The organism is Arenimonas fontis, from assembly GCF_008386465.1.
Taxonomy (GTDB): domain Bacteria; phylum Pseudomonadota; class Gammaproteobacteria; order Xanthomonadales; family Xanthomonadaceae; genus Arenimonas; species Arenimonas fontis.
In genome coordinates this window covers 188906-204189 of sequence record NZ_VUOD01000004.1, presented here as the reverse complement: position 1 = coordinate 204189, position 15284 = coordinate 188906, and the positions used below count along the sequence as shown (strand labels likewise).

15 protein-coding genes are annotated in these 15284 nt (G+C 72.1%); 14 read left to right on the top strand and 1 reads right to left on the bottom strand.

Annotation, left to right across the window (positions count from 1 at the left end; genetic code table 11):
• Positions 1 to 4 precede the first annotated feature (4 nt).
• The 3 genes from gspD to F0415_RS06930 are packed head-to-tail and all read left to right on the top strand — an operon-like array spanning position 5 to position 3910.
• Positions 5 to 2185 carry a type II secretion system secretin GspD gene (gspD, locus tag F0415_RS06940; RefSeq protein ID WP_149860477.1) on the top strand — a complete coding sequence of 727 codons (2181 nt, stop codon included), beginning with the start codon at positions 5 to 7 and terminating at the stop codon, positions 2183 to 2185.
• 1 nt (position 2186) lies between these two features.
• Positions 2187 to 3044 (top strand): glycosyltransferase family 2 protein, encoded by an 858-nt coding sequence (locus F0415_RS06935; RefSeq protein ID WP_149860476.1) that lies wholly within the window; start codon positions 2187 to 2189, stop codon positions 3042 to 3044.
• On the top strand, positions 3041 to 3910 hold the full coding sequence (locus F0415_RS06930; RefSeq protein WP_149860475.1) for a glycosyltransferase family 2 protein: 870 nt from the start codon (positions 3041 to 3043) through the stop codon (positions 3908 to 3910). Before F0415_RS06935 ends, F0415_RS06930 begins: the two co-directional genes overlap by 4 nt.
• A 66-nt stretch (positions 3911 to 3976) precedes the next feature.
• On the opposite strand, the gene ettA is transcribed toward F0415_RS06930, so the two are convergent.
• Entirely contained in the window at positions 3977 to 5638 is a 1662-nt protein-coding gene (gene ettA / locus F0415_RS06925) for an energy-dependent translational throttle protein EttA (protein ID WP_149860474.1), read from the bottom strand.
• 346 nt (positions 5639 to 5984) lie between these two features.
• Here ettA and creD point away from each other — a divergent pair, with 346 nt between their 5' ends.
• The 11 genes from creD to F0415_RS06870 all read left to right on the top strand — a co-directional run bounded on the left by creD (position 5985) and on the right by F0415_RS06870 (position 15219).
• Positions 5985 to 7346 carry a cell envelope integrity protein CreD gene (gene creD, locus F0415_RS06920; protein ID WP_188310317.1) on the top strand — a complete coding sequence of 454 codons (1362 nt, stop codon included), beginning with the start codon at positions 5985 to 5987 and terminating at the stop codon, positions 7344 to 7346.
• A 140-nt stretch (positions 7347 to 7486) separates the two neighbouring features.
• The gene (gene glyA / locus F0415_RS06915) at positions 7487 to 8740 is read left to right on the top strand and encodes a serine hydroxymethyltransferase (protein WP_149860472.1); all 1254 of its coding nucleotides are present in this window, start codon (positions 7487 to 7489) and stop codon (positions 8738 to 8740) included.
• 26 nt (positions 8741 to 8766) lie between these two features.
• A complete protein-coding gene (gene nrdR, locus F0415_RS06910) occupies positions 8767 to 9279 on the top strand; it encodes a transcriptional regulator NrdR (protein ID WP_149860471.1) in 513 nt (170 codons plus the stop codon).
• Positions 9276 to 9755, top strand: a complete 480-nt coding sequence (locus tag F0415_RS06905; RefSeq protein WP_149860470.1) for a GNAT family N-acetyltransferase — start codon at positions 9276 to 9278, stop codon at positions 9753 to 9755. The genes nrdR and F0415_RS06905 overlap by 4 nt, the downstream gene beginning before the upstream one ends.
• On the top strand, positions 9752 to 10840 hold the full coding sequence (ribD, locus tag F0415_RS06900; protein WP_149860469.1) for a bifunctional diaminohydroxyphosphoribosylaminopyrimidine deaminase/5-amino-6-(5-phosphoribosylamino)uracil reductase RibD: 1089 nt from the start codon (positions 9752 to 9754) through the stop codon (positions 10838 to 10840). The genes F0415_RS06905 and ribD overlap by 4 nt, the downstream gene beginning before the upstream one ends.
• Positions 10841 to 11117: 277 nt before the next feature.
• A complete protein-coding gene (locus tag F0415_RS06895) occupies positions 11118 to 11723 on the top strand; it encodes a riboflavin synthase (protein ID WP_149860468.1) in 606 nt (201 codons plus the stop codon).
• Positions 11720 to 12826, top strand: a complete 1107-nt coding sequence (ribB, locus tag F0415_RS06890; RefSeq protein ID WP_149860467.1) for a 3,4-dihydroxy-2-butanone-4-phosphate synthase — start codon at positions 11720 to 11722, stop codon at positions 12824 to 12826. The genes F0415_RS06895 and ribB overlap by 4 nt, the downstream gene beginning before the upstream one ends.
• A 29-nt stretch (positions 12827 to 12855) precedes the next feature.
• Positions 12856 to 13323, top strand: coding sequence for a 6,7-dimethyl-8-ribityllumazine synthase (gene ribH / locus F0415_RS06885; RefSeq protein ID WP_149860466.1), 468 nt, complete (start codon positions 12856 to 12858; stop codon positions 13321 to 13323).
• Positions 13320 to 13781 (top strand): transcription antitermination factor NusB, encoded by a 462-nt coding sequence (gene nusB, locus F0415_RS06880; protein ID WP_149860465.1) that lies wholly within the window; start codon positions 13320 to 13322, stop codon positions 13779 to 13781. Before ribH ends, nusB begins: the two co-directional genes overlap by 4 nt.
• Positions 13781 to 14743: a thiamine-phosphate kinase gene (thiL, locus tag F0415_RS06875; RefSeq protein WP_149860464.1), complete on the top strand. Its 963-nt coding sequence runs from the start codon at positions 13781 to 13783 to the stop codon at positions 14741 to 14743. Before nusB ends, thiL begins: the two co-directional genes overlap by 1 nt.
• Positions 14740 to 15219: a phosphatidylglycerophosphatase A family protein gene (locus F0415_RS06870; protein WP_149860463.1), complete on the top strand. Its 480-nt coding sequence runs from the start codon at positions 14740 to 14742 to the stop codon at positions 15217 to 15219. Before thiL ends, F0415_RS06870 begins: the two co-directional genes overlap by 4 nt.
• Positions 15220 to 15284: the final 65 nt, after the last annotated feature.

Here is a 15284-nt window from a genome sequence, read left to right as displayed (position 1 = left end):
GATGATGTCCGACCTCAGACTCCTTCCCCCGATCGCTGCCGCGCTGTTGGTCCTGCTGGCCGGTTGCGCCAGCGTCCCTGCTCCGACCATCCAGCGCGGCGCCGATCCTCTGGCCGGCCAGGGGGTGGGCGCGCCTGCCGGGGAATCCGCCGAGATCGGCGGCGATGCCGCGGCCGCGGCCCCCGCGCCGGTCTCGCCGCAGCTCAGCCCGGGCAGCGGCCAGGTCATCAACCAGCGCCTGGCGGCCACCCCGCCGCCCTCGCTGGACGCGCCGGGCGAGGCCACCTTCAATTTCGAGGGCGAGTCGGTGCATGCGGTGGTCAAGGCCATCCTGGGCGACCTGCTGCGGCAGAACTACGTGATCGCGCCGCAGGTGCAGGGCACCGTCACCCTGGCGACGCCCCGGCCGGTGGACGCAGCCCAGGCCCTGAGCCTGCTGGAAATGGTGCTGGGCTGGAACAACGCCCGCCTGGTCTGGGCCGACGGCCGCTACAACGTACTGCCGACCGAACAGGCCATTGCCGGCAACCTGTCGCCGCGGACCGGCGGCGCGGCCGATGCCCGCGGCTACGAGTTGCGGGCGGTACCGCTGCGCTACATCTCGGCCGGCGAGATGAAGAAGCTGCTGGAGCCCTACGCCCGGCCCAATGCCGTGGTCAGCGTGGACGCGGCGCGCAACCTGATCGTGCTGGCCGGCAGCCGGGCCGAGTTGCAGAACTACCTGCGTACCGTCGAGATCTTCGACGTGGACTGGCTCAAGGGCATGTCGGTGGGCGTCTTTCCGCTGCTGTCGGCCGATGCCGCCGACGTGGTAGAGGAACTGGAGCGGGTGTTCGGCTCCGAGAGCGGTACGCCGGTGGCCGGCATGTTCCGTTTCATGCCGCTGCGGGGCCAGAACGCGGTGCTGGTGATCACGCCGCAGGCCGATTATCTGCGTGAGGCGCAGCGCTGGATCGAACGCCTGGACGCCGGCGGCGGCGAGGGCGCGCGCCTGTACACCTACGAGGTGCTGTACATGAAGGCGGCCGACCTGGCCGAGCAGTTGGGCCAGGTGTTCGGCGCCGGCGGCGGCCGCGCGGGTGGCGCCGAAGCTGGCGCGCCGTCGCTGATGCCGGGCCTGGAACCGGTGCAGATCCGCTCTATCGAGACGCCGGCGCCCGACGCCGCCGATCCCGCCGCACGCGCGGCGGCAGGCGGCGCCGGTGGCAAGGGCGGCGCCGGCGGCCGGGAAGGGGGTGGCATCGCCATGGGCGGCGCCGGCGACGTCTCGATCAGCGCGGTCGAGGCCGGCAACGCCCTGCTGGTGCGGGCGACGCCGGCGCAGTGGGAGTCCATCCGCCGCGCCATCGAGCGCCTGGACACCATGCCGCTGCAGGTGCACATCGAGGCCCAGGTGGTCGAGGTGGAGCTCAGCGGCAAGCTCAGCTACGGCGTGAACTGGTTCTTCGAGAACGCGGTGGTGGACGGGGCGGGGCTGCCGTCCGCGGCCGGCCGCAGGATCTGGGGCGACCTGGCCGGCAGTGTCGGCGACGAGGGCCTGGGCTGGACCTTCCTGGGCCGCAATGCCGCCGCCATCATCAGCGCGCTCGACGATGTGTCCAACGTCCGGGTGCTGTCCACGCCGTCGGTGGTCGTACGCAACAACGCCGAAGCCAAGCTCGACGTCGGCACCAAGATCCCGGTCAATTCCACCACCTTCAATCCGATCGTCGGCGACCAGCCCGGCGGCAGCGACGGCACCTTCACCCAGGTGCAATACCTGGATACCGGCGTGATCATGACCGTGACCCCGCGTATCAGCCGCGATGGCACCGTGTTCATGGAAATCGAACAGGAAGTCAGCTCGCCCGGCGACACGCCCGACGAGAACGGCAACCTGCCAATCAACAAGCGCAAGCTGACCACCGAGGCGGCGATCCGCAGCGGCGAAACGGTGATGCTGGCCGGCCTGATCTCCGACACCTCGCTGGACGGCAGCACCGGCGTGCCAGGTCTGGTGCGCCTGCCGGTGGTCGGCGGCCTGTTCGGGCGCAAGACCAGGGAAAACCGCCGCACCGAGGTGGTGGTGCTGGTGACGCCGCGGGTGATCCGCGACCCGGACGAAGCGCGCCGGCTCACCGACGAATACGGCGAGCGCTTCCGCGCCCTGGAGCCGCTGCGGCGCGAGGACGACGGCGGCCGCTGACATGCTTCCGACGGTGATCGTGCCGATCCGGGGCGCGTTGGCGGCCCTGGACGCCTGCCTCGCCGCCCTGGACCGAAGCCTGGACGCTGGCGCCGTCGTGCTGCTGGCGGACGACGCCAGCGGCGATCCGCGCGCGGCCGGCCTGCTTTCCGGGTGGTGCGCCGGCACCCGCCTGGCGGCCCGGCACCTGCGCGGCGAGCGGCCGCGTGGCCTGCCGGCCGCCTGCAACGCCGCCTTCGCCGAGGCGGGCGAATCCGACGTGGTGCTGCTGGCGCCCGACGTGCTGCCGGCAGGCGAGTGGCTTTCGGCGTTCGCCGCGGCGGCCCGGGACGCCGGCGACGTCGCCAGCCTTTCCGCATGGAGCAACGACGGCGAGATCTGCGGTTTTCCGCAGTTCTGCGAACCGTCGCCGCCACCCGCCGATCCGGCCGAGCTGCAGCGGGCCGCGGTCGCAGGCAGAACCCGGGTGCCGGCGCAGCTGCCCGCCGCCGCTGGCCCGGCGGTGTTGTTGCGGCGTGAGGCCCTGCGCCGCTTCGGCGATTTCGACGCGGTTACCTTCCGCCACCTCGAGCAGGCGCTTGCCGATTGGTGTCGCCGCGCCGATGCCATGGGCTGGCGCCACCTGCTGTGCGAATCGGTTTTCGTGGCGCGCCGGTCCGCAGAGTCGGCGCCGGTCACACCGGATCAGGCCGAAGACCTGGCCCGCCTGCTGGCCCGCTGGCCGGACCAGCACGAGCGCATGGCCCGCTTCATCCTCGAGGATCCGCTGCGGTCGGCGCGCCGCGCGCTGCAGGAAAGCCTGGACGAGCTGGCGCGTACCGGCCCGCAAGGCGATCTGTTCGGCCGGTCGTCGCCATGAACGCCCTGCCTCCTTCCCGTACCGGCGCCAGCGCCATCGGCGTGGTGGTGGTCAGCTACCGCAGCGCCGCCACGCTTGGGACCTGCCTGCGACACCTGCTTGCTGCCCACGATGTCGAGCGGGTGGTGGTGGTGGACAACGCCTCGGACGACGAAAGCTGCGCGATCGTCGAGCGGCTGGCGGAAGGCGAGCCGCGGCTGTCGCTGGTGCGCAACCGGCACAACCGCGGTTTCGGCGCCGCCTGCAACCAGGGCGCGACCGCGCTGTCGCAGCCCTGGCTGGCCTTCGTCAACCCCGACGCCTACGTCGAGGCGCAGACGCTCTCGCGTCTGGTCGAGCATGCCCGGGCACGACCGGGCGCCGGCCTGTTGGGGGTCGAGCTGGTGGGCGAGGACGGCGCGATCGACCCGTCCAGCCGGCGCGCCGACCCGAGCCTGCGCGATCTGCTGCTACGCTTCGGCCGGCGCGACGACCTGTACCTGGGCCGCGACCCTGCCGCCCCGACCCTGCAACCGGTGGACGCGGTTTCCGGCGCGCTGATGTTGCTGCCGGCGGTGCTGTTCGTCCGTCTGGGCGGCTTCGATGAGGGCTATCGCCTGCACGCCGAGGACCTGGACCTGTGCCGGCGGGTGCGCCAGGCCGGTTACGAGGTGCTGGTGGCCAATGATCTTCGCGTGACGCACGTCCGCGGCGTATCCAGTCGCCGGCGCCCGTTCTTCGTCGAGTGGCACAAGCATCGCGGCATGTGGCGCTATTTCCGCCGTTTCGAGGCCGCCACCGTCCCCGCCTGGCAACACCCGCTCATCTGGCTGGCCCTCTGGGCCCACTTCCTTGCCGCCGTCCTCCGCCGCCTGGTCGCGCGCTGACCAGCGACAGGCCAAAGTACAGCGGCCGCCCCGAAGGAATGGCCGCCGGTACAGCAGGTGGTGCGACTACTTGAGGGCCTTGAAGCGCAGCCGGTGCGGCTTGGCGCCTTCCTCGCCGAGACGGCGCTTCTTGTCTTCCTCGTACTCGCGATAGTTGCCCAGGAAGAACTCCACGTGCGAGTCGCCTTCGAAGGCGAGGATATGGGTGGCGATGCGGTCGAGGAACCAGCGGTCGTGGCTGATCACCATCGCGCAGCCCGGAAATTCCAGCAACGCGTCCTCTAGTGCGCGCAGGGTTTCCACGTCCAGGTCGTTGGACGGCTCGTCCAGCAGCAACACGTTGCCGCCCTGCAGCAGGGTCTTGGCCAGATGCAGGCGCCCGCGTTCGCCGCCGGACAGGCTGCCCACCATCTTCTGCTGGTCCGGCCCCTTGAAGTTGAAGCGGCCGATGTAGGCGCGCGACTGCACTTCCACGCCGTTGATGTCGAGGATGTCGGAGCCGCCGGACACTTCCTGCCAGACGTTCTTGTTCGGGTCCAGGGCATCGCGCGACTGGTCCACGTAGGCCAGCTTCACCGTCGGACCGATCACGATCTCGCCCTTGTCCGGCTTTTCCTGGCCGGTGAGCATTCGGAACAGGGTGGATTTGCCGGCGCCGTTCGGGCCGATGATGCCGACGATGGCGCCCGGCGGCACGGTGAAGCTCAGGTCGTCGATCAGCAGGCGGTCGCCGTAGCTCTTGCTGACGTTGCGGAACTCGATGACGTTGTTGCCCAGCCTCTCGCCCGGCGGGATGAAGATCTCGTTGGTTTCGTTGCGCTTCTGGTATTCGACGCTCTGGAGTTCCTCCAGTCGCGCCAGACGCGCCTTGCCCTTGGAACGGCCGCCCTTGGCGTTCTGCCGGGCCCATTCCAGTTCGCGGGCGATGGCCTTCTGGCGCGCCTTTTCCTGCGCCTCTTCCTGCTTCAGGCGCTCTTCCTTCTGCACCAGCCACTCGGTGTAGTTGCCCTTCCAGGGAATGCCCCGGCCGCGGTCGAGCTCGAGGATCCACTCGGCGGCGTTGTCCAGGAAATAACGGTCGTGGGTCACCGCCACCACCGTGCCCGGGTAGCGCTGCAGGAACTGCTCCAGCCACTCCACCGACTCGGCGTCCAGATGGTTGGTGGGCTCGTCCAGCAACAGCATGTCCGGCTTGCTCAGCAGCAGGCGGCACAGGGCCACCCGGCGCTTCTCGCCGCCGGAAAGGTGGCCGACCTTCGCGTCCCAGGGCGGCAGGCGCAGGGCGTCGGCCGCGACCTCGAGCTGCTGCTCGAGCGTATGCGCGTCGCCCGAGGCCAGGATCGCTTCCAGCCGTTCCTGTTCCCTGGCCAGGGCGTCGAAGTCGGCGCCTTCCTCGGCGTAGGCGGCGTAGACCTCGTCCAGGCGCTTCTGAGCCTGCAGGATCTCGCCCACGCCTTCCTCCACCGCCTCGCGCACGGTGTGCTCGGGGTTGAGCCGGGGTTCCTGCTCCAGAAAGCCGATCTTGATGCCGGGCTGCGGCCGCGCCTCGCCGGTGAAGTCGGTGTCCACGCCGGCCATGATGCGCAGCACGGTGGACTTGCCTGCGCCGTTCAGGCCCAGCAGGCCGATCTTGGCGCCGGGGAAGAACGACAGCGAGATGTCCTTGATGATCTGGCGCTTCGGCGGGACGGTCTTGCTCACGCCGATCATGGTGTAGATGTACTGCATCGCGGTCTCTCTGACGGGGCCGGCGCCACGCGCGGCCGGTAAGGGGGTGTGGGCCGCGCGGCGGGCGCGCAGCCGATCCGGGAATCGGAGGGTGGCGCATTATCGCCCAGGCGGCTTCTGGCTGCACCCCGCGCGAACCCGCATGGCCTGACGCGGCCGGTCCGCGGCGCCGGCCGGTCGTGCGCCGCCGCCGGATCGCCGGCCGATGCATGTGCCACGCGAGCGGGCCGGCCACCGTCGCGCCCGTCCGGCTGCCCGCGAATTGCCCGCATTGCGCCCGGGCACGGCCCGACGGCGGCGGTTTCCTTGCCGGGCCGCGACGGGCGGCGTTCGGGGGAGCGCGAGCATGCGCATCGGATGGAAACTGGTCCTGGTCGGAGGCCTGATGATCGTGCTGCTGGTGCCGCTGGCCCTGCTGGACGGGCTGGTGGCGGAACGCCAGCAGCGGGGCCGCGAGGTGGCGATGGAGATCGCCCGCGCGTCGGCCGGCAACCAGCGTGTGGTGGGTCCGTTGCTGGTGATCGAGGCCGAGCGCTGGCGGCGAGGGGTGCGCCGGCGGGCGCCGGCCGCCTGGGACGGCGGTGACGGGGCCCGCGCACCGGACGCGGCCGGGACGGACGCGGCTGCCTGGCATTGGGATGAAGGCGCGACCGAACTCGTGGTGGTGGCCCCGGAACGGATCGACCTGGACGGCCAGCTGCGGGTGGAGCGGCGCGGCCGCAGCCTGTTCAGCGTGCCGCTGTTCCATGCCGCGCTGAAAATGGAGGCCGAACTGGTACCGGCCTTGCCGCGCCTGCCCGATCTGCAGCTGCGCCCGCGGCGGGCCTGGCTGGTGCTGGGCCTGGGCGACAACCGTGGCCTGCGCGGCCAGCGCCTTCGCCTGGACGGGCGCGAGCTTCCGCCGGCGGCCGGCACGCCACTGGCCTGGCTGCCGGAAGGTTTCCAGGCGGAGATCGACCCGGCGCGGCTGGAGCAGCCGATGCGGATCGCGGTGGAGATGGACCTAGTCGGCACCGGCACCCTGGAGGTGCTGCCCTCGGGCGGCGAAACCACCGTGGCCCTGCGCGGGGACTGGCCGCACCCGGGTTTCGCCGGCCAGTACCTGCCGCTGGAATCGGCCCTGGACGGGCAGGGTTTCCGGGCGCGCTGGGCCCTGTCGGGCCTGTCCAGCCGGGTGCCCTCGGCACTGGCCGCCTGCGCCGCCACCCGCCCCGACTGCGAGGCCCTGCAGGGTGGCGGCATCGGCCTGCGCCTGGTGGAGCCGGTAGACCGCTACCTGATGACCGAGCGGGCGATGAAATACGCCCTGCTGTTCCTGGCCCTGGTGTTCGGCGCGGTCTTCCTGGTCGAGGCCCTGGCGGCGCGACCGGTGCACGCGGTGCAGTACGGCCTGACCGGGCTGGCCCTGGCCATGTTCTACCTGCTGTTGCTGTCGCTGTCCGAGCACATCGGCTTCGGGACGGCCTACGCCATCGCCGCCCTGGCCTGCAGTGGCCTGCTCGGCTACTACCTGGCGGCGGTGTTGGGCGGCGCCGGTCGTGGCTGGGGCTTCGGCGCCGGGCTGGCGGCCCTGTACGGGCTGCTGTACGCCCTGCTGCGCTCGGAAGACCACGCACTGCTGGTCGGCAGCGGCCTGCTGTTCGCCGCTCTGGCCACGGTAATGGCCCTGACCCGGCGGGTGGACTGGTACCGGCTGGGCGAGCGCTGAGCAAAGGGGCCGGCGCCGGCGGGGAGGGCAGGGGCATGGCCGAAGCTTCCCGCCCGGCGGCCGCCGGCAACGTTGCAAGCTGGCCGCAAATGGCTGCCGGGGCTACACTTTCCGGCCCGTATCCGCCCCGGAAGCCCAGGATGTTCGCCAAGGACCTGCAGATCGCCGGCTACGACCCCGAACTGGCCCAGGCCATCGCCGACGAGCGCAGCCGCCAGGAGGACCACGTCGAGCTGATCGCCAGCGAGAACTACGCCAGCCCGCGCGTGCTGGAGGCCCAGGGCAGCGTGCTGACCAACAAGTACGCGGAAGGCTATCCGGGCAAGCGTTACTACGGCGGCTGCGAATACGTGGACGTGGCCGAGAGGCTGGCCATCGAGCGGGTGAAGCAGCTGTTCGGCGCCGACTATGCCAACGTGCAGCCGCACAGCGGCTCGCAAGCCAACCAGGCGGTGTACTTCGCCCTGCTGCAGCCGGGCGACACCATCCTCGGCATGTCGCTGGCGCACGGCGGCCACCTGACCCACGGCGCCAAGGTCAATCTCTCGGGCAAGTTGTTCAACGCCGTGCAGTACGGCGTGAACGGGCAGGGCCTGATCGACTACGACGAGGTCGAACGGCTGGCGCTGGAGCACAAGCCGAAGATGGTGGTCGCCGGCTTTTCCGCCTATTCGCAGGTGGTGGACTGGGCCCGCTTCCGCGCCATCGCCGACAAGGTCGGCGCCTGGCTGTTCGTGGACATGGCGCACGTCGCCGGCCTGATCGCCGCCGGCGTGTATCCGAACCCGCTGCCGCACGCGCACGTGGTCACCTCGACCACGCACAAGACCCTGCGTGGCCCGCGCGGCGGCATCATCCTGGCCAGGGCACCGGATGCGGAGCTGGAGAAGAAGCTGCAGAGCATCGTCTTCCCCGGCATCCAGGGCGGCCCGCTGATGCACGTGATAGCCGCCAAGGCAGTGGCCTTCAAGGAAGCGCTGGAGCCGGCTTTCAAGGAGTACCAGCAGCAGGTGCTGCGTAATGCCCAAGCCATGGCCAAGGCCATCACCGCCCGCGGCTACAAGATCGTTTCCGGCGGCACCGAGAACCACCTGATGCTGATAGACCTGATCGGCCGCGAGGTCACCGGCAAGGACGCGGAAGCCGCGCTCGGCGCCGCCCACATCACCGTGAACAAGAACTCGGTGCCGGGCGACCCGCGCTCCCCCTTCGTCACCTCCGGCCTGCGCATCGGCACACCGGCGGTGACCACGCGCGGCTACAAGGAGCCGGACTGCGTGGCCCTGGCCAACTGGATCTGCGACGTGCTGGACGCGCCGACCGACGAGAGTCTGATCGCCGGCGTGCGCGAGAACGTCGTCAGGCAGTGCCGGCAGTTCCCGGTGTACGGATGAGGCGCCGGTCCGCGCCCTGATCGCCGATGCATTGCCCCTTCTGCCAGCACGAAGACACCCGGGTGATCGACTCGCGCGTCAGCGAGGACGGCAGCACCATCCGCCGCCGGCGCGAATGCCCGGCCTGCGGCGAGCGCTTCAATACCTTCGAGACCGCCGAGCTGAAGCTGCCGGCCATCGTCAAGAGCGACGGCCGCCGCGAGGCCTTCGACGAGCGCAAACTGCGCACCAGTTTCGAACGTGCCCTGCAGAAGCGGCCGGTACCGGCCGCCGACATCGAGGAAGCGGTGCGGGCGGTGATCAACGGCCTGCGCCTGAGCGGCGAACGCGAACTGCCATCGCTGCGGGTCGGTGAGCTGGTGATGGCCGAGCTCAAGAAGCTCGACCAGGTGGCCTACGTGCGCTTCGCCTCGGTGTACCGCAAGTTCGAGGACGTGCAGGCCTTCCGCGAGGAGATCGAGCGCCTGGAACGCGATCTGCCCGGCCTGGAGGGCCTGCAGTTGTCCCTGCTGGAGCCCGGCGACAAGGCCAGGCAGTGAGCGCCGTCGCCATCGTGCCCCTGGCCGACCGGCCCGACTGCGTGCCGCTGCTGGCGCGCTGGCACCACGACGAATGGGCGGGGCTGTACGAAGGCGCCTGGACCCTGGAGGAGTGCGAGTCGGAACTGCGCGACCACGCCAGCCGCCGCCACCTGCCCACCACCCTGGTGGCGCTGGAGGATGGTCGGCCGCTGGGTTCGGTCAGCCTGGTGCGCGAGGACGCGCCCGAGTTCCGCGACCTCGGCGACGCCTGGCTGGCCAGCCTCTACGTGCTGCCGGCGGCGCGCGGCCGCGGCCTGGGCAAGCGGCTGGTGCGGGAACTGGTGGCGCTGGCGGCGCGCGAGGGCCTGCCGCGGCTGTGGTTGTTCACGCCCGAGCACGAGGCCTTCTACGCCGGCCTGGGCTGGCAGCGCGTCGGCGAGGCGAGCCTGCACGGCCGCCGCGTCACCCTGATGGACATCCGTCCGCAGGCATGAGCCGTTTCACTGCCAGCGACCACGCCCACATGGCCCGCGCCCTGCAGCTGGCCGAGCGCGGCGCCTTCACCACCAAGCCCAATCCCATGGTCGGCTGCGTGATCGCCGATGGCGCCCGGGTGCTGGGCGAGGGCTGGCACGTGCGCGCCGGCGAGCCGCATGCGGAAGTGCATGCCCTGGCCGCCGCCGGCGCCGCCGCCCGCGGCGCCACCGCCTACGTCACCCTCGAGCCCTGTGCCCACCACGGCCGCACGCCGCCCTGCGCCGACGCCCTGGTGGCCGCCGGCGTCACCCGGGTGGTGGCGGCCTGCCGCGATCCTTTCCACCAGGTGTCGGGCCAGGGTTTCGCCAAGCTGGAGGCGGCCGGCATCACCGTCGAGCACGGCCTGATGGAGACGCAGGCGCGGCAGCTCAACCGCGGCTTCTTCTCGCGCGTGCAGCGGGGCCGGCCCTGGCTGCGGGTGAAGCTGGCGATGAGCCTGGACGGCCGCACAGCCCTGGCCAGCGGCGAATCCAGGTGGATCAGCAGCGCCGCCTCGCGCGCCGACGTGATGCGCTGGCGTGCCCGGGCCGGCGCCGTGCTCACCGGCATCGGCACCGTGCTGGCCGACGATCCGCGCCTGACCGTGCGCTTCGAGGACGATACCCCCTTCGTGCCACCGCTGCGGGTGGTGCTGGACGAGCGCGGCCGGCTGCCGCGCAAGGCCGGCCTGCTGACCGACAACGCCGCGCCGACGCTGGCCGTGCATGGCGAGGACATCGTTCCGGACTACGGCGACGAGGTGCAGGCCTTCGCCGTGCGCCGCGAAGGCGGGGGCCTGGACCTGCACGCGGCCTTGTCGCAGCTGGCCCAGCGCGGCGTCAACGAGGTGCAGGTGGAGGCCGGCGCCACGCTGTCCGGCGCCTTCCTCAAGGCCGGGCTGGTGGACGAGCTGCTGTTGTACGTGGCGCCGGTGCTGCTGGGCGAGCGCGGCCGGCCGCTGTTCGCCGGGCTGGACCCGGCGTGCATGGAGCAGCGGCTGGGGCTGCGGCTGGTCGAAATCCGGCAGATCGGGCCGGATCTGCGGCTGTTGCTGGTGCCCTGAGGGTAGGGATTCTTGACGCGGATTGGCGCGGAGCGGCGCGGACAAAGCCTGGCAGGGTTTCGGCCGTGGATTCTCCCGGATGAACGCGGACAAGGCGTTCAAGGGCGGTGTTCGCGACGGCGCGCAACCGGCTGGTCGGTGGCCGGGATCGGGCCGGGGCCCGGAACGGTGCGTTTGCCGCCCGTCTGGTCGAGGTTCATCTGCGGCTGAAATGCCCGCCGGGCGGGACGACTACAATGGCGGGCCCGCCGGACCGGGCGGATGGCGAGGCTGAGCGATGTTCACGGGATTGATCCAGGCAGTGGGCCGCCTGCTGGCGCGCGAGGCGCGCGGCGGCGACCAGCGGCTGCGGTTTGGCTGGGGCGGTCTGGAGCACGCCGACGTGGCGCTGGGCGAATCCATCGCCGTCAACGGCTGCTGCCTGACCGTGGTGGCCTTCGACGCCGAAGGCTGGGACGCCGATGTCTCCAACGAAACCCTGGCACTGACCACGCTCGGCACGCTGCCGGTCGGTGCCGCCGTCAACCTGGAGCGCTCGCTGCTGCCGACTGACCGCCTCGGCGGGCATCTGGTGTCCGGCCACGTGGACGCGGTCGGTCGGGTCGAGGCCGTGCGCGAGGACGGCCGCAGCCAGCGCTGGCGTTTCGGCGCGCCCGCGCCGGTGCTGCGCTACGTGGCAGTGAAGGGCTCGATCGCCGTGGACGGCACCAGCCTCACCGTCAATGCGGTGGACGCCGGCGGCTTCGAGGTCAACCTGGTGCCGCACACCATCGCCCACACCCGTTTCGCCGAACTCGCGCCCGGCGACCCCGTCAATCTGGAAGTGGATACCGTGGCCCGTTACGTCGAACGCCTGCTGGCCGCCCGCGAGGAGCAGGCATGAGCTTCGCCCCCATCCCCGAACTTCTGGAGGAGATCCGCCAGGGCCGCATGGTCGTGATCGTGGACGACGAGGACCGCGAGAACGAAGGCGACCTGATCATGGCCGCCGAGCTGGTGAAACCCTCGGACATCAATTTCATGGTCACCCACGCCCGCGGCCTGGTCTGCCTGTCGCTGACCCGCGAGCGCTGCCGGCAGCTCGGCCTGGGCCCGATGGTGGCCAGCAACACCTCGCCGCATCACACCAACTTCACCGTCAGCATCGAGGCGGCCGAGGGCGTCACCACCGGCATCAGCGCCTACGACCGCGCCCACACCATCCGCACCGCCGTGCGCCCGGACGCCCGGCCCGAGCACCTGAGCCAGCCCGGCCACATCTTCCCGCTGATGGCCCAGCCCGGCGGCGTGCTGACCCGCGCCGGCCACACCGAAGCGGCCAGCGACCTGGCCCTGCTGGCCGGGCTGGAGCCGGCCGGCGTGCTGGTGGAGATACTCAATCCCGACGGCAGCATGGCCCGCCGCCCCGAGCTGGAGCGCTTCGCCGCCGAGCACGGCCTGAAGATCGGCTCGATCGAGGAACTGATCCGCTACCGGCTGGAGAACGAACACACCGTAGAACGGGTGGACAGCCGCGACATCCGCACCACCCACGGCCCCTTCCGCCTGCACACCTACCGCGACCGGCTCAGCCACGAGCTGCACTTCGCCCTGGTGCACGGCCAGCCCGAGGCGGCGCGGCCCTGCCTGGTGCGCGTGCATGTGAAGGACCCGCTCAGCGACGTGCTGGGCTGGCAGCGGCCGGACGTGGCGGTCAGCGCCGGCCAGGCCCTGGCCGCCATCGCCGCCGCCGGCGAGGGCGTGCTGGTGGTGCTGTCGGAACCGGACGGCCCCGAGGCCCTGCTGGCCCGCATCACCGGCGGCGCCGGACCGGAGCCGCCGCGCAGCCGCGAATGGCGCCGCAACGGCGCCGGCGCCCAGATCCTGGCCGACCTGGGCCTGGGCAAGCTGCGCGTGCTGGGCACCCCGCGCCGGCAGGTCGGCCTGGCCGGCTACGGCCTGGAAGTGGTGGAGTACCTCAGCCCGGCCGAAGGCGGCGCGGGTTAAACTGTCGCCCCCTCATAGCCCGCCGCTGCATGAGCCACTACGAAGGCGACGTCCGCAGCCCGCCGGACGCCCGCTACGCCATCCTCGCCAGCCGCTGGAACCCGCGCATCACCGATGCGCTGGTGGCCGGCGCGCGCAAGGCCTTCGCCGACAACGGCGTGCCGGCCGGGGCCGTGGACCTGGTGCGCGTGCCCGGCGCCTGGGAGCTGCCGCTGGCCGCCGCCCGTGCCGTCGCCGGCAGGGGCTACGCCGCGGTGGTGGCCCTGGGCTGCGTGGTGCGCGGCGACACCCGCCACTTCGAGCAGGTGGCCGACGAATGCGCCCGCGGCCTGATGCGCGTGGCCCTGGACACCGGCGTGCCGGTGGCCAACGGCGTGCTGGCGGTGGACGCCTACGCCGACGCCGAGGCCCGTGCCGGCGGCAGCCACGGCAACAAGGGCGAAGAGGCCGCCCTGGTGGCGATCGAGATGGCCAACCTGATCGGGAAACTGGCATGAAGCACCCCCGCCCCGACGGCGTGGACCCACACGCGCGCAGCCGCGCCCGCCGCCGCGCCCTGCAGGCCGTGTACGCCTGGCAGATGTCCGGTACGCCGATCGCCAGCCTGATCGAGCAGTTCCGCCACGAACAGGACATGGAAGTGGCCGACCTGGCCTACTTCGAGGACCTGGTGCGCGGCGTCGGCCAGCACTGCCAGGCCCTGGACGCCGCCCTGGCCGGATACCTGGACCGCGAGATCGCCCAGGTGGACCCGATCGAGCGCGCCGTGCTGCGCATCGCCGCCTACGAGCTGATGCACCGCCCGGACGTGCCCTACCGCGTGGTCATCAACGAGGCCATCGAAACCACCAAGCGCTTTGGCAGCGAACACGGCCACACCTACGTGAACGGCGTGCTGGACCACGCCGCCGCCGCCTGGCGCAGCGCCGAGGCGCAGGCCGCGCGCCGGCCCTGATGCCCGGCGAATTCGACCTGATAGACATCCTGCGCGCCCGCGCCCGCGGCCGCCCCGACGTGCTGCTGGGCATCGGCGACGATGCCGCCCTGCTGCAGGTGCCGCCCGGCCACGAGCTGGCGCTGTGCACCGACACCCTGGTGGCCGGCGTGCACTTCCCCGAGGACACCGCCGCCGCCGACATCGGCTGGAAGGCACTGGCGGTGAACCTGAGCGACCTGGCCGCCATGGCCGCCGAGCCGGCCTGGCTCACCCTGGCCCTGAGCCTGCCGCAGGCCGACGCGGCCTGGCTGGAAGGCTTCGCCGACGGCCTGTTCGAACTGGCCGCACAGGCCGGCATCGCCCTGGTGGGTGGCGACACCACCCGCGGCCCGCTGACCGTCACCGTCACCGCCGCCGGCCTGGTGCCGGCCGGCCAGGCCCTGCGCCGTGCCGGCGCCCGCCCCGGCGACGAAGTGTGGGTGACCGGCACCCTGGGTGACGCCGCCGGCGCCCTGGCGCAGTGGCGGGCGCGCGGCCCGGCCTCGGCCAAGCTGCGTTACCGGCTGGACCGGCCCCAGCCGCGCCTGGCCGCCGGCCGCGCCCTGCGCGGCCTGGCCAGCGCCTGCATAGACATCAGCGACGGCCTGCTGGCCGACCTGGGCCACGTGCTGGCCGCCGCCGGCTGCGGCGCCCGCCTAGACCTGGGCCGGCTGCCCACCAGCCAGCCCCTGGCCCAGCACTTCCACGAACGCCGGCGCTGGGAACTGCAGCTGGCCGGCGGCGACGACTACGAGCTGTGCTTCACCGCGCCGCCCGGCCGGGCGCTGGCCATCGAACAGGCCCTGGCCGCCGCCGGCGCCGGCGCCACCGTGATCGGCCAGCTGCACGCGGGCGAGGGCATCGAGCTGCGCACGCCCGAGGGCGAGGCCTGGCAGCCGCCGGCCCGCGCCGGCTGGCGGCACTTCGAGGGCGGGGCATGAACGCCGCCCGCCGCCGCCTGCTGCGCCATCCCTGGGGCTGGATCGCCACCGGCCTGGGCTCCGGCTTCGCGCCCAGGGCCCCGGGCACCTTCGGCACCCTGGCGGCGCTGCTGCCCTGGTGGTTCCTGCTGCGCGAACTGCCGCTGCCGGCCTATGCCGCGGTGGTGGTGCTGGCCTTCGTGCTGGGCTGCCAGGCCAGCCGCTGGGTGCTGCGCGCCACCGGCCTGCAGGACCCGGGCCTGGTGGTCTGGGACGAGTGGGTGGGCGTGTGGATCGCCCTGGCGGCCGCGCCCGCCGGCTGGCCCTGGTGGCTGGCGGCGGTGGCGCTGTTCCGCCTGTTCGACATCGCCAAGCCCTGGCCGGTGAGCTGGGCCGACCGCCGCCTCGAGGGCGGGTTCGGGGTGATGGCGGATGATGCGCTGGCGGGGGTGTATTCGTTGCTGGTGCTGCAGCTGGCCGCATTTTTCCTACGCTGATGGACGCGTAACGGAACTGGGCCTGGCCTATCCGGTCCGGAGAATTCGCCCCGGAGGTGGCGCGA